Here is a 13,887-nt window from a genome sequence, read left to right on the forward strand (position 1 = left end):
ACCCCCTGTTGGTGTTCCGTGAGGGGGAGTTCATCAGTTGGAGCATTCTCGAAGTCAAGCCCCTGCGCAGGTGGAGCGGTACCCGGCCGAGGGGAAGTAGCGGTTCCACTGCGCCCGCGTCAGCCCGCCGCCGGCCCGGTCGCACACGGTGGCCGCGGCTCGGTCCGGGGCCAACGGCAGGAGCCGCCCGGCGAGATGCGGGGTGCTGACGCGCAGGGTGCCGTCGTGGGCGGTGATACTCAGGGCGAGCACCGGGCTGTCCCCGGCCGGGAGCACGGCGGGCGGCAGACTCGGCGTGGCCGTCTCCCAGACGTGCACGGAACCGTCGGGTGCGCTCGCCGCGAGGAGGGAGCCGTCGGCGGAGAACGCGAGGGTCTCGTCGCGCGCCGTGGACCCGGCCGCCCTGAGGACCGCTGTCCGGCGCCAGGTGTGCTTGTCCCACAGGGTGACCCGGCCCTTGAGATCGGCGACGGCGAGGAATCGGCCGTCGCGGCTGAAGGCGGCCGCGCGCAGGTAGTCCTCCCCCTCAACTCCCTTGATTTCTGGGCGCGGTTCGCCGGTCTTCGTATCCACCAACACGCCCTCCGCGGTGAGCGCAGTGCGCCCGTCGGGGTCGCGGGCGAGTGTCTCGGTACCGGCGAAGCCGGTGCGCGGTGCACGCTGCGCCGCCCGCGAGTGCCAGGTGTCGTCCATGAGTCCATGCAGCGAGAGGGTGTGTACGACGCTGGTCCGGCCGCCTTCCCGGTAGCGCAGGACGCCCTGGGCGGGGTCGAGCCTGAGGTCCCCGATCGTCTGACCAGCGACGGGGTAGGTCAGCAGCGGCTCACGCGGGCCGTCGTCCGCGGGGGCCGGGAGGTCCGTACGCCACAGGGTGAAGGAGCCCGAGCCCCAGGCCAGGGCGTAGCTGTCGGCGAACTCCACGCGGTTCACGCCGCCCGCGACCGGCAGCCGGGGGCGCTCCCGACCGGCCCTGAAGTCCCAGGTGACGATCCCTTCGGGTGAAGCGGAGGCCACGGCCCGACCGTCGGGCGTGAAGGTGAGTTCCCCTGCGCACAGGGCCTGTTCGGTCGCCTCCGGGATGTTCCCGGTGACCAGGCGGCCCTCGTCGCCGTCGAGGACCCGTAGCCGTGTTCCGTCCTGGGCGCACCAGGCGAGGTGCCGGTCGTCTTGGCTGAGCACCGGCAGGGCGCCGTCGTCGTCGCCCCGGTCGTAGCGCAGGAGACGCCGCTCCTCGCGGGCGTCCCACAGTTCCAGGGTCGCCCGTCCGTCGGCTGCGTCGCGGTTGAGCCGCCGCAGGAGAAGTGTTTCGCCGCCTCTGCCGAAGGCGACGTCCGTGTCGGTCCACGGGCCGGTCGGCAGCCGGTGTGTGCTGCCGTCCGCGAGCCCGGCGATCACCAGGCCGTTCCGACTGCCGGGGGTGCGGTAGGCGACGCGGCGGCCGTCGTCGCTGACGTCGACCACACCCTCGGAGAGCCCGTCGAGCCGCACCGACCTCAGCTGCCGGTGGCTCGGCACATCCCACTGAACGGCCTCGTCGCGCACGACCGTTGTCAGGATCCGGCCGTCCCGGCTCAGCCACGCGGGCGCGTTGAGGGCGCGGCCGCCTTCCTCGGGCTGGACGAAGGCGTCCTGTTCGCTCTGGGCCGCGGCCGTGCGCAGGGCGGTGCGGGTCTCGGGGAGATCGGCGGTGCGCCAGGCGGCGAGGGCGAGGCGCATCGCGGTGCGTGGCTCGGTGTCCCGCAGGGTGTCGACGAGTTCGGCGGCCCGGCGGGCCTCGGCCTCGTCGCGCTGCCGGGAACTGACCCCACTCTGCCGCCAGGCGGCCACCCCGGCGACCACGGCCAGACAGAGCAGCACCGCAAGGGCGCCGGTCAGGGCGCGCAGCCTGCGGGCCGCCCGGGTCGCGGAGCGCCGGGCGCCCTCGTGGGCGGCGACACTCGCGGCCAGGAAGTCCCTTTCCGCACCGCTCAGTTCGGCCCCGTCACCGAAGGCGTCCTGCGCCTCCGTCAGCCGTATCCCCCGGTACAACGCGCCCGCGTCGCCGCCCAACTCGGCCCAGGTGTGGGCGGCTTCGGTGAGCCGTCGGTGCAGGCGGAGGCGTTCGCGGTCCTCCTCGACCCAGCCGCGCAGCCGGGGCCAGGCGCCGATCAGGGCCTCGTGGGCCAGCTCCACGGTGTCGCCGTCGACGGTCAACAGGCGCTCGCGGACCAGGCGTTCGAGCACCTCGGTGGTCGTGGCGTCGGCATCCAACTCCGTGCGGGCGACGGGCCGGCGGGTGTCCTCGGTGCCGTCGCCGGGCTGGACCAGGCGCAGCAGCAGGGCCCGGGCGGCGGCTGCCTCGGCGGGGGTGCAGCGGGCGTAGGCGGCCTCGGCGGTGTGCGCGACGGCGCCGTGGACTCCGCCGATGGCCTCGTAGGCGGCGAGGGTGAGGGCCTTGCCGGAGCGGCGGCGCCAGACCTCGCGCAGGGCGTGTGCCATCAGGGGCAGTCCGCCGGGCTCTCCGGTGACGTCGGCGACGATCCGCGCCGTGAGAGCCCGCTCGACCACCAGTCGGCGGGCGGCGGCGGGCCGGACCACGGCCTCGCGCAACCCACGCGGTGACATCGGCCCGACCAGCAACGCCGCGTCCCGCAACGCCTCGGCGAGCGGACCGTGCTCGGCGCAGCGGCCGTAGAAGTCGGCGCGCACGGCGATCACCACGCGCAGTCGCGAGGCGGGGTCGGTGGCACCGAGCAACCGCCCGAGGAACCGCTCCCGTTCGGTCGGCTCGGTGCAGAGCGTGAACAGCTCCTCGAACTGGTCGACGACGAGGAGGGTGTCGCCGGGTCCGTCGTGCGGAGTGAACAACTCCTCGTGGGCCTTGGCGGGATGGGGACCCGGGGTGAGCAACCGGATGACGGCGGGCCGGTGTTCGACGGGGTCGACAGCCCGCAGCGCCGGAATCAGACCCGCCCTCAGCAACGACGACTTGCCGCTGCCCGACGCTCCGACGACCGCCGCGAACCGAGTGCGGGCGGTGAGGCGCAGGAGTTCGGCGATCAGGTCGTCCCGGCCGTGGAAGTGGTCGCCGTCGCCGGTGCCGAAGCGGGCCAGGCCCGGATAGGGACCGCCGCCGTCCTCGGGGCCGTCCGGGACCCGGGTCTCGGCGAGCGCCTCCCGCAACCGCCCCGCCCACTCCTCGGGGTCGCCGCCGCACGCGGTGACGTACGCCGTGAGCACCGCCGCCGAAGGCAGCCGTTCACCGCCCGCCGCCGCGGCCAGGGTGGGCGCCGAGTAGCCCGCGCGCTGCGCCATCGCGCGGTAGGTCAGACCGCCCGTCTCGTCGCGCAGCTTGCGCAGTTCGTACGCGAACCGCTGAACCGGACCCTCTCCGGGGTCCAGTGGTTTCTCCCGTCGTCCCATCCCCGTCTCCCCGTTCGCCCCCGTCAAGCTAACCACCGGCCCCCGGCGAATTGTTGGGCACCGCGGATCGGGGCTGCCCAACAACGCCCTGACGTCTGGACTCGACGGTGCACGCCTCTCCCCTCACGCACCGGAGCCGGCCATCGCCACCGCACACGTACCCGAGTCCGTCCTCCTGCCCGACCCGCGCCCGCGCGTCCGCGTCGGCCGTCCCGGGCCGCGCCTCTCCGCCGTCGCGGTCCTGCTGCCGGTCGTCCTCAGCCTCGCCCTCGGCCTGTGGGGCGTCAGACGCGGCGGCAGCCTGTGGCGGGACGAGGCGGTGACGTACGACATGGCGCGGCGCTCGCTGCCCGACCTCGCGGGGACGCTGGTTCAGGCCGACGCCGTGCACGGCCTGTACTACCTGGTGCTGCACGGCCTGTTCGAGATCTCCGGCGATCTGGACCCACTGCTCGTCATGCGGCTGCCCTCGGTGCTGGCGGCGGCCGCGGCGAGCGGGCTGGTGGCGCTGCTCGGGCACCGGCTGGCCGGAGCCCGCGCCGGACTGCTCGCCGGGATCGCGTTCGCGCTGCTGCCGCCGGTGCAGAGGTACGCGCAGGAGGGCCGCAGCTACGCGCTGGTGTGCGCGCTGGTCGCCTGGGCCTCGTACCTGCTGCTCGGCGCGATGCGGTCGGGGCGCCGCCGGGCCTGGGCCGGGTACGGTGCGGTGCTGCTGTCGGCCTGCCTGCTGCACGAGTTCGCGGTGCTCGCGGCGCTCGCGCACCTGGTGGCGCTGCCCCGGCCCGCCCGCCGGGCCGGGCTGACGGCGATCTGCGCGGTCGGCGCCGGGCTGACCCCGTTGGCCGTCCTGAGCATGGGCCAGTCGGAGCAGGTCGGCTGGATCGGCGGCCCGGGGGCGGGGGCGATTCTGGGCTTCGCCGGGGTGGCGCTGCTCGGGACCGCGTGCGCCGTGATCGCCAAGGGCCCCCTGCCCCGGCTCGCGCTCCCCCTGCTGGTACTGCCCGCCCTGACGCTGCTGCTGCTCTCCCCGCTGAAGCCGCTGTACGTCGACCGTTACGTCCTCTTCGGCCACCTCGGCACGGCCCTGCTGATCGGCGCCGCCCTCGACCGGCTGCTCCGGGCGCGGGCCGTGCCGGTGCCGATCGTCACGGGTGTCGCCGCGGTGGCCGCCGTGGCCGCGCTGCTGCCGACGACCCTGGATCTGCGCACGCCCGGGAGCCGTACCGACGATGTCACCGCCATCGCCCGTGCCGTACGGGAGACCGACGCCGACGCGATCGTGTTCATGCCGTCCCGGCGCCGGGTGTGGACCCTGACCGACCCGGCCGCCCTGCACGGCATGCGGGACCTCGCCCTGGAGCGGTCCCCGGCCGACTCGCACACGCTGTACGGCACCGAGGTGCCCGCGGCCGAGATCCGCGACCGGCTGCTCGCGACGGACCGGGTCGTGACGCTGCGCGATCCCGCCGGGCAGCCGGTCGACCGGACCGCCCAGGAGATCACCAAACGCCGAGTACTCGACCGGTACTTCGTGGAGTGCGGCACCCGCACCCTCCAGGGGGCGCGGATCACGGTCCACGCCCGGCCGGGCAACTGCTGAGCTGCGCGTCAGCCGGTACGGACGGCGGTGTGCACGGTGCGGGCGGTCAGGACGTAGAGGTCGGGGCGATGGTGCACGCTCGCCTTGTCGTCCGGGTCCAGGAGCCGGTCCAGGGTGGCGCGGTCGGTGGCGTCGAGAACGTCGCCGAGGGACTCGCGCACCCGGCCGAAGGTGGCGGCGGCGACGGCACGCGCCCGGTCGGTCGCCGGGGCGGGCAGGTCCAGCAGGAAGGTGCGGGTGCCGGAGGGCTTCAGACCGGCGGCGCTCATCATGGCCCGCCAGTCCTCGGGCACCGACACACTGCCCGGCAGCGCGGCCCGCATGTCGGCGAACCAGTCCGCCTGCACCGCGTCGATCCGCGCCTCCAGGCCCGGCCGTCCGATGCCGAAGTCGCGCGGCAGGAAGCGGGTGGGCAGTCCGCCCTCGACGAGGGCGAGCGTGCCGCCGACCGCGAGCCGCTCGGCGTAGGCCCGGATGGCCGCCTGCTGGTCGCCGAGGTGGTGCAGGCTCTGGCTGGCCCAGATCAGATCGGCGGGGTAGTCCAGATCGGCCATGGCGTCCGGGAGTTCCCCGGTCAGCGTGGCGAAGCGGTCCGCGACCCCGAGCCGCTCCGCCCGCTCGCGGGCGAGGTGCAGCAGCGGCTCGGAGCCGTCCACGGCGACGACCCGGGCCCCGGGGAAGGAGTCGGCGAGCAGACAGGAGACGACGCCGGGCCCGCTGCCCGCGTCGACGATCAGGCCCGGCTCGGTCTGCTTGCCACCGAGCCAGGCGAGCGCGTGCTCGTGCAGCGGGGTGAACAGCTCGGCCTGCGTCTCCAGGTGCTCGGCCATGTCGGCCCAGTCGATGTCCGTGTGATCGTGGTGATGCGCGTGCTGGTGTGCGTGATCGTGCGCCATGGTGGCCAGCCTCTCCTCCGGGTGCCGACCAGCGTGCGCCGACGCACCGGCGAGAGGCAAACGCCATTGCCGTAACCGCAAAAAGGCGGGGTGGGTGCCGGGGCCCGGCGGTACCGGGCCCCGGCAGGTCAGCCGCCTACGACAGCGGCGGGTAGGCGTTCTGCATCAGCTGCTGGAACTGGGCGGAGAACCAGCGCCCGGAAAGCGGAGCGTTCGGCAGGGCGCCGGACATGTTGTTGCCGTTGCGCGCGTTGCCCGTGTACGTGGGATCGCACATGCGGTCGAAGCCCTTGCCCTCGTCGTTCGGGATCTCGGAGCTGGACCCGTCGGACTCACCCGGGGGCTTCATCCAGACGTAGGCGTCGATCCCGGCGGCGGGGGCGGCCTTCGGACGCTCACCGAGGCCCGCTCCGGACTGGTTGCACCAGTTGCCGAGGTGGATGCGGCGGTCGTAGCGGCCGCCGTCGACGAAGGTGTCCACGCTGGTCGTGGCGCCGGGTCCGGTGGGCCGGGCGCTGCCGCCCCAGCCGTTCCTGGAGGTGTCGATCAGCATGCCGATGCCCGAGTTGAAGCCGACCGAGACCAGCTGGTTGCGGAAGGCCTGGGCGTACGACTGCTCGTCCACGTAGCGGTTCCAGTCCACCCACTTCGACTGGCGGACGGAGGTGCCGTTGACCGTGGAGTCGATCGTGAAGTGATCCTCCTTCAGGGCACCGTAGTTGGCCGTGTTGGTGATGAAGCCGTGCACGTCGTTGACCGTGGCGCCCTCGGCGGTGGCCGCCTCCTTGAAAGTGGTGGCGGAGGGACCGAAGTTGTCGTCCCAGCCGATCCAGCCGTGGTGGCCGGCGTCGACGTAGTTGTAGACGTTGGGCACGTCGCCCAGCTCGCTGAGCGCGTAGCCGACGCCCTTGACGTAGTTGCCGTTGGCCTTCATCACATCGCACTCGGGGGTGGCCGTCGGGCGGCTTCCGGTGTTGGTGACGAGGTTGGGCAGCGAGTCGATCTCGACGGCGGTGACGATCCGCAGCCCGGCGTACTTCGGGTCCGCGAGGATCGCGGCGATCGGGTCGATGTACTCGGTCTTGTAGCGGTCGATCTCCGTCGGGCCCAGCTCGCCGTTGGAGGCGAGGGCGGAGCAGTCGCGGCCGGGCAGGTTGTAGATGACCAGCTGGACGACGAGTTCGCCGCTGCCCTTCTGGGTCAGCGCCTCGTCGAGGTGGTCGCGCAGGCCCATGCCGCCGTTGACGCCGTTGATGGCGGCGATCCGGTCCAGCCACACACCGGTCGGCTGGTTGGAGACGCGGCTGCCGCCCGGCTCGGCGGCGGCATTCGCGGCCCACTCGGGGTTCACATAGACCTTGGCCCCGGAGTACGGGTTGTCCACGCGGTTGCCCGGCTGCGGATCGGGATCGGGGTCCGGGTCGGTGCCGCCGTCGTCGACGTTGCAGGTGACGCCGTCCAGCGTGAAGGTGCCCGGGATCGCGTTGGTGCCGCTGTAGGAGGCGTTGAAGCCGAAGCTCACCGAACCTCCGGTGCCCAGGCTGCCGTTGTAGCTCTCGTTGGCGGCGGTGACGGCCGTACCGCTCTGGGTGATCTTCGCGTTCCAGCCGTTGGTGACCTGCTGGTTACCGGCGTACGACCACTTCACCGCCCAACTGCTCTTGGCGGCACCGTTGTTGGTGACGGTGACGGAGGCAGTGAAGCCGGAGCCCCAGTCGTTCGTCTTGTAGTCGACGGTGCAGGGCACCGCGGCGGTGCCGACGTCGTCGGCGGGCACGGCGGCGAGCGATGTCCCGGAGGCCCCGGCGACCAGCGCCAGGGCAGCGAGCATCGCGGTTCTGGTACGACTCATGAGTGCGGGTGTCCTTCGTGTCGAAGCGGGGTTTCGAAACGGAGAGGAGTTGCCCGAAGGCCGCCCGGCGACGGCTAAAAGTACTGAACGCGGGGGGTGGCGCATTGAGCGACTCCTTGCAGATCAGCGCGCCGTGACGGACGCGTCGACTGATGGAACCGCTCCCACTGGTGTCAACGAAGTTAGCGCCAAGTGACGGTAAAGGACAGGGGAGTTGCCGACTTTTATTAATCGCACGCATCGAATCTTTTCGACTCTTCAAGCCCCTTGACCCCTCGCACCCCCCTCCCCACTATGGGAGCGCTCCCACTGGTTCAAGCCTTGACTTCTCCGAGCCGCGAGGAGGAACCAGCACATGCATCCCCCACCCCGTAAGCCAAGAGCGGTACGGCGCGCGTGGACCGCCGTCGTGGCCGCTCTGGCGCTTCCCTTCACGATGCTCGCGACGGGCACGACGCCCGCGCAGGCGGCGCCGCTTCAGTGCAGCGTCGATTACAAGACGAACGACTGGGGCTCCGGCTTCACCACCGACGTGACCATCACCAACCGTGGCACCGACGTGATCGACGGCTGGACCCTGACCTACGCCTACACGGGCAACCAGAGGCTCAGCAACGGCTGGAACGGCACCTGGTCGCAGTCCGGCCAGAACATCACCGTGCAGAACGCCTCCTACAACGGGCGAATCGCCGCGGGCGCCGCGGTCTCCACCGGGGCGCAGTTCAGCTACAGCGGCACCAACGCAGCCCCGACCTCGTTCGCGATCAACGGCACCACCTGCACCGGCGCCCATCAGCCCCCGATCACGGTGCTGACCAGCCCGGCCGCGGGCGCGGTCTACTCGCAAGGGGACGCGGTGCCGCTCGCGGCCACCGCGGCGGCCGCCGACAACGCCACCATCAGCAAGGTCGAGTTCTACGACGACACCACGCTGCTGGGCACGGACACGAGCGCCCCCTACTCGCTCTCCGTCTCCAGCTTGACCGTGGGCAGTCATTCCTTGCTGGCGAAGGCGTACGACAGCCTCGGCGCGTCCGCGGAGTCCACGCCGGTCGGCATCACGGTCGCCTCGGGTCCCGCCGTGGTGGCCTCGACGACCCAACTGGCCGTGCAGCAGGGCGAGACAGGCACGTACGACATCAAGCTGTCGACCCAGCCGTCCTCCAATGTCACCGTCACCACCGCCCGCGCGAGCGGGAACACGGGTCTGTCGGTGACCGGCGGGGCTTCGCTCACCTTCACCCCGTCGAACTGGAACACCACGCAGCGCGTGACCATCACCGCCGACTCCTCGGGGACCGGCGCGGCGACCTTCGAGTCGACCGCGAACGGCCACGCGAAGGCCGCGGTGACCGTCACCCAGGTCGAGGCGTCGGGTGAGTACGACGCCCGCTTCCTGGAGCTGTACGGGAAGATCACCAACCCGGCGAACGGCTACTTCTCCCCCGAGGGCATCCCGTACCACTCGGTGGAGACGCTGATCGTGGAGGCTCCGGACCACGGCCACGAGACCACGTCGGAGGCGTACAGCTATCTGCTGTGGCTCCAGGCCATGTACGGCAAGGTCACGGGCGACTGGACCAAGTTCAACGGCGCCTGGGAGATCATGGAGAAGTACATGATCCCCACCCACGCCGACCAGCCGACCAACTCCTTCTACAACGCCTCGAAGCCGGCGACCTACGCGCCCGAGCTGGACACTCCGAACGAGTACCCGGCCAGGCTCGACACCGGTGTCTCGGTCGGCCCGGACCCGATCGCGGCCGAGCTGAAGAGCGCGTACGGCACGGACGACGTGTACGGCATGCACTGGCTCCAGGACGTGGACAACGTCTACGGCTACGGCAACTCGCCCGGCAAGTGCGAGGCGGGCCCGTCGGACACCGGTCCGTCGTACATCAACACCTTCCAGCGCGGCGCGCAGGAGTCGGTGTGGGAGACGGTGCCGCAGCCGACGTGCGACGCCTTCAAGTACGGCGGCACGAACGGGTATCTGGATCTGTTCACCGGTGACTCCTCCTACGCCAAGCAGTGGAAGTTCACCAACGCCCCGGACGCCGACGCGCGTGCGGTGCAGGCCGCCTACTGGGCTGACAAGTGGGCCGACGCGCAGGGCAAGGGCGGCGACATCTCCGCGACCGTCGCCAAGGCCGCGAAGATGGGCGACTATCTGCGCTACGCCATGTACGACAAGTACTTCAAGAAGGTGGGCAACTGCGTCGGTCCGTCGGCCTGCCCGGCCGGTACCGGCAAGGACTCCTCGTTCTACCTGCTCTCCTGGTATTACGCCTGGGGCGGGGCCACCGACACCTCGGCGGGCTGGGCCTGGCGCATCGGCTCCAGCCACGCACACGGCGGCTACCAGAACCCGATGGCCGCGTACGCGCTGGCCAACTACGCCGACCTGAAGCCGAAGTCGGCGACGGGACAGGCGGACTGGGCCAAGTCCCTGGAGCGGCAGATCGAGTTCTACCGCTGGCTCCAGTCCAGCGAGGGCGCGATCGCGGGCGGGGCGACCAACAGCTGGGCGGGCCGTTACGCGACCCCGCCGGCCGGCAAGTCGACCTTCTACGGCATGTACTACGACGAGAAGCCCGTCTACCACGACCCGCCGTCCAACCAGTGGTTCGGCTTCCAGGCGTGGTCGATGGAGCGGGTGGCCGAGTACTACCAGCAGACGGGGAACGCCGCCGCAAAGACGGTCCTCGACAAGTGGGTCGACTGGGCGCTGGAGCACACCACGATCAACCCGGACGGCACGTATCAGATCCCGTCGACGCTCCAGTGGTCGGGCCAGCCCGACACCTGGAACGCCACGAGCCCCGGCTCGAACGCGGGCCTGCACGTCACCGTCGCCGACTACACCAACGACGTCGGTGTGGCGGCCGCGTACGCCAAGACCCTGACGTACTACGCCGACCGCTCCGGTGACACCGAGGCGGCGACGACGGCGAAGGCGCTGCTGGACGGCATGTGGGACAACCACCAGGACGCCCTCGGCATCGCCGTCCCGGAGAACCGCGCCGACTACAACCGCTTCGACGACTCGGTCTACGTCCCCAGTGGCTGGACCGGGACGATGCCGAACGGGGACGCGATCAACGCGTCGTCCACGTTCGAGTCGATCCGTTCCTTCTACGAGGACGACCCCGCGTGGTCGAAGATCGAGTCGTACTTGGCGGGCGGAGCGGTGCCTTCGTTCACGTACCACCGGTTCTGGGCCCAGGCGGACATCGCCCTGGCCATGGGTTCGTACGCGGAGCTGCTCGAATAGCCCCCGCCGGGCGCTCAACAGCGCCTGAAGAGCTCCGCGCACATGGCCTCGTCACCTGACGGCGAGGCCGGACAGCCGGGCGGTCCCCTCCCGCACGGGGGGCCGCCCGGCATATCTCGCCCCATTGAGAAAGCGCTTGCCATTGTCAGCTCCACCTCTTTGTCCTCCCACCCCCCGGAAAGGACTCCCCGTGCGAAGAACCCGCATCCTCACGGCCGTCCTGGCGCTGGCGGCCGGGCTGCTCGCGGGCACGCCGCCCGCGCTGGCGGCCGAGCCCGACGAGTCGCCGGTGTCGATCGCCGCCGACACCTATACCTGGAAGAACGCCCGGATCGACGGCGGTGGATTCGTCCCCGGCATCGTGTTCAACCGCACCGAGAAGAATCTCGCCTACGCCCGCACCGACATCGGCGGCGCCTACCGCTGGGTGGAGTCGTCGAAGACCTGGACGCCGCTGCTGGACTCGGTGGGCTGGGACGACTGGGGCCACACCGGAGTCGTCAGCCTCGCCTCCGACTCCGTCGACCCGGACAAGGTGTACGCGGCGGTCGGCACGTACACCAACAGCTGGGACCCGGGCAACGGCGCGGTCCTGCGCTCCGCCGACCGGGGCGCCAGCTGGCAGAAGGCGAACCTGCCGTTCAAGCTGGGCGGCAACATGCCCGGCCGGGGCATGGGCGAGCGCCTGGCGGTCGACCCGAACCGCAACAGCGTGCTGTACCTGGGCGCGCCGAGCGGCAAGGGGCTTTGGCGGTCGACGGACTCCGGGGCGAGCTGGGCGCAGGTGGCGAACTTCCCCAACGTCGGCAACTACGTCCAGGATCCGAGCGACACCAGTGGCTACGCCTCCGACAACCAGGGCATCGTCTGGGTCACCTTCGACGAGTCCACCGGCACCTCGGGCAACGCCACGCGGACGATCTACGTCGGGGTCGCCGACAAGGACAACGCGGTGTACCGCTCGACGGACGCGGGCGCGACGTGGAGCCGGGTCGCCGGTCAGCCCACCGGCCATCTCGCCCACAAGGGCGTCCTGGACGCGGAGAACGGCTATCTGTACCTGTCGTACAGCGACAAGGGCGGCCCCTACGACGGTGGCAAGGGCCAGTTGTGGCGGTACGCGACGGCGACGGGCGCCTGGACGGACATCAGCCCGGTGGCGGAGGCGGACACCTACTACGGGTTCAGCGGCTTGACCGTCGACCGGCAGGACCCGGGCACGGTCATGGCGACGGCCTACAGCTCCTGGTGGCCGGACACCCAGCTCTTCCGGTCCACCGACAGCGGCGCCACCTGGACCAAGGCGTGGGACTACACGTCGTACCCGAACCGCGCCAACCGCTACACCATGGACGTCTCCTCCTCGCCCTGGCTGACCTGGAACGCCAATCCGGCGCCGCCGGAGCAGACGCCCAAACTCGGCTGGATGACCGAGGCGTTGGAGATCGACCCGTTCAACTCGTCCCGCATGATGTACGGCACGGGCGCGACGATCTACGGCACCGAGAACCTCACCAACTGGGACAGCGACACCCGGTTCACCATCAAGCCGATGGTGCAGGGCCTGGAGGAGACGGCGGTCAACGACCTCGCCTCGCCGCCATCGGGGGCGCCCCTGCTCAGCGCGCTCGGTGACATCGGCGGCTTCCGGCACACGGATCTGACCAAAGTGCCGGCGATGATGTACACCCAGCCGAACTTCACCTCGACGACCAGTCTGGACTTCGCGGAGTCCAACCCGAGCACCGTCGTCCGGGTGGGCAATCTGGACTCGGGTCCGCACATCGCGTTCTCGACGGACAACGGCGCCAACTGGTTCGCGGGGGCGGACCCTTCGGGGGTCTCCGGTGGCGGCACGGTCGCCGCGGCGGCGGACGGCAGCCGGTTCGTGTGGAGTCCGCAGGGCGCCGGGGTGCACCACACGACCGGCTTCGGCACGTCCTGGTCGGCCTCCTCCGGTATCCCGCCGGGCGCGATCGTGGAGTCCGACCGCGTCGACCCCAAGGTCTTCTACGGCTTCAAGTCCGGGAAGTTCTACGTCAGTACGGACGGCGGCGCCACCTTCACCGCCTCCGCCGCGACCGGCCTGCCGAGCGGGGACAGCGTCCGCTTCAAGGCGCTGCCGGGCGCGAAGGGCGATGTGTGGCTGGCGGGCGGCGCGAGTGACGGCGCGTACGGGCTGTGGCACTCCACCGACGGCGGTACGAGCTTCACCAAGCTGTCGAACGTCGAGCAGGCCGACACCATCGGCTTCGGCAAGGCGGCGCCGGGGGCGTCGTACCAGACGCTCTACACCAGCGCGAAGATCGGCGGGGTGCGCGGCATCTTCCGCTCCACCGACCAGGGGGCGACCTGGACGCGGATCAACGACGATGCCCACCAGTGGGGTTGGACGGGCGCCGCGATCACCGGTGATCCGCGGGTCTACGGGCGGGTGTACGTCGCGACCAACGGCCGGGGCGTCATCTACGGCGACTCCTCCGACAGCGGCGGCACGGATCCTGATCCCGATCCCACGCCGACCGGCGCCTGCGCGGTGACGTACCAGGTCACCAACCAGTGGCAGGGCGGCTTCCAGGCGGATGTGCAGCTCACCAACACCGGTACGAGCGCCTGGTCCGGCTGGAACCTCGCCTGGTCCTTCCCCGACGGACAGACGATCTCCCAGATGTGGAACGCCGAGCACACGCAGTCGGGTTCCTCGGTCACGGCGAAGAACGTGGGCTGGAACGCCAATGTGGCGCCCGGCAGTTCGGTGAGCTTCGGCTTCACCGGCAACTGGACCGGCACCAACTCCGAGCCCACGGCCTTCAAGGTGGGCGACCGGTCCTGCACGGTGAGCTGAACCCCGAGGGGCGCGTGC

6 protein-coding genes are annotated in these 13,887 nt (G+C 71.2%); 3 read left to right on the forward strand and 3 right to left on the reverse strand.

Annotated features, from left to right (window positions below; all coding sequences use genetic code 11):
• Positions 1 to 54: 54 nt before the first annotated feature.
• Positions 55 to 3,402 carry an nSTAND1 domain-containing NTPase gene (locus BN159_RS09130; protein WP_015656656.1) on the reverse strand — a complete coding sequence of 1,116 codons (3,348 nt, stop codon included), beginning with the start codon at positions 3,400 to 3,402 and terminating at the stop codon, positions 55 to 57.
• Between the two features lie 319 nt (positions 3,403 to 3,721).
• Between BN159_RS09130 and BN159_RS09135 the strand changes: the two genes are divergently transcribed.
• On the forward strand, positions 3,722 to 5,002 hold the full coding sequence (locus BN159_RS09135) for a glycosyltransferase family 39 protein (RefSeq protein ID WP_231905596.1): 1,281 nt from the start codon (positions 3,722 to 3,724) through the stop codon (positions 5,000 to 5,002).
• Positions 5,003 to 5,010: 8 nt separating this feature from the next.
• Here the strand turns inward: BN159_RS09135 and BN159_RS09140 are convergent, their stop codons facing one another.
• Both BN159_RS09140 and BN159_RS09145 read right to left on the reverse strand, forming a co-directional pair.
• The gene (locus BN159_RS09140) at positions 5,011 to 5,898 is read right to left on the reverse strand and encodes a class I SAM-dependent methyltransferase (RefSeq protein ID WP_015656658.1); all 888 of its coding nucleotides are present in this window, start codon (positions 5,896 to 5,898) and stop codon (positions 5,011 to 5,013) included.
• Between the two features lie 136 nt (positions 5,899 to 6,034).
• Positions 6,035 to 7,750, reverse strand: coding sequence for a glycoside hydrolase family 6 protein (locus BN159_RS09145; protein WP_015656659.1), 1,716 nt, complete (start codon positions 7,748 to 7,750; stop codon positions 6,035 to 6,037).
• A gap of 355 nt (positions 7,751 to 8,105) precedes the next feature.
• Here BN159_RS09145 and BN159_RS09150 point away from each other — a divergent pair, with 355 nt between their 5' ends.
• Both BN159_RS09150 and BN159_RS09155 read left to right on the forward strand, forming a co-directional pair.
• Positions 8,106 to 11,024, forward strand: a complete 2,919-nt coding sequence (locus BN159_RS09150; RefSeq protein WP_015656660.1) for a glycoside hydrolase family 48 protein — start codon at positions 8,106 to 8,108, stop codon at positions 11,022 to 11,024.
• 190 nt (positions 11,025 to 11,214) lie between these two features.
• Positions 11,215 to 13,869: a cellulose binding domain-containing protein gene (locus BN159_RS09155; protein WP_015656661.1), complete on the forward strand. Its 2,655-nt coding sequence runs from the start codon at positions 11,215 to 11,217 to the stop codon at positions 13,867 to 13,869.
• The last annotated feature ends 18 nt before the right edge of the window (positions 13,870 to 13,887 follow it).

Source organism: Streptomyces davaonensis JCM 4913 (genome assembly GCF_000349325.1).
Classification (GTDB): Bacteria; Actinomycetota; Actinomycetes; order Streptomycetales; family Streptomycetaceae; genus Streptomyces; species Streptomyces davaonensis.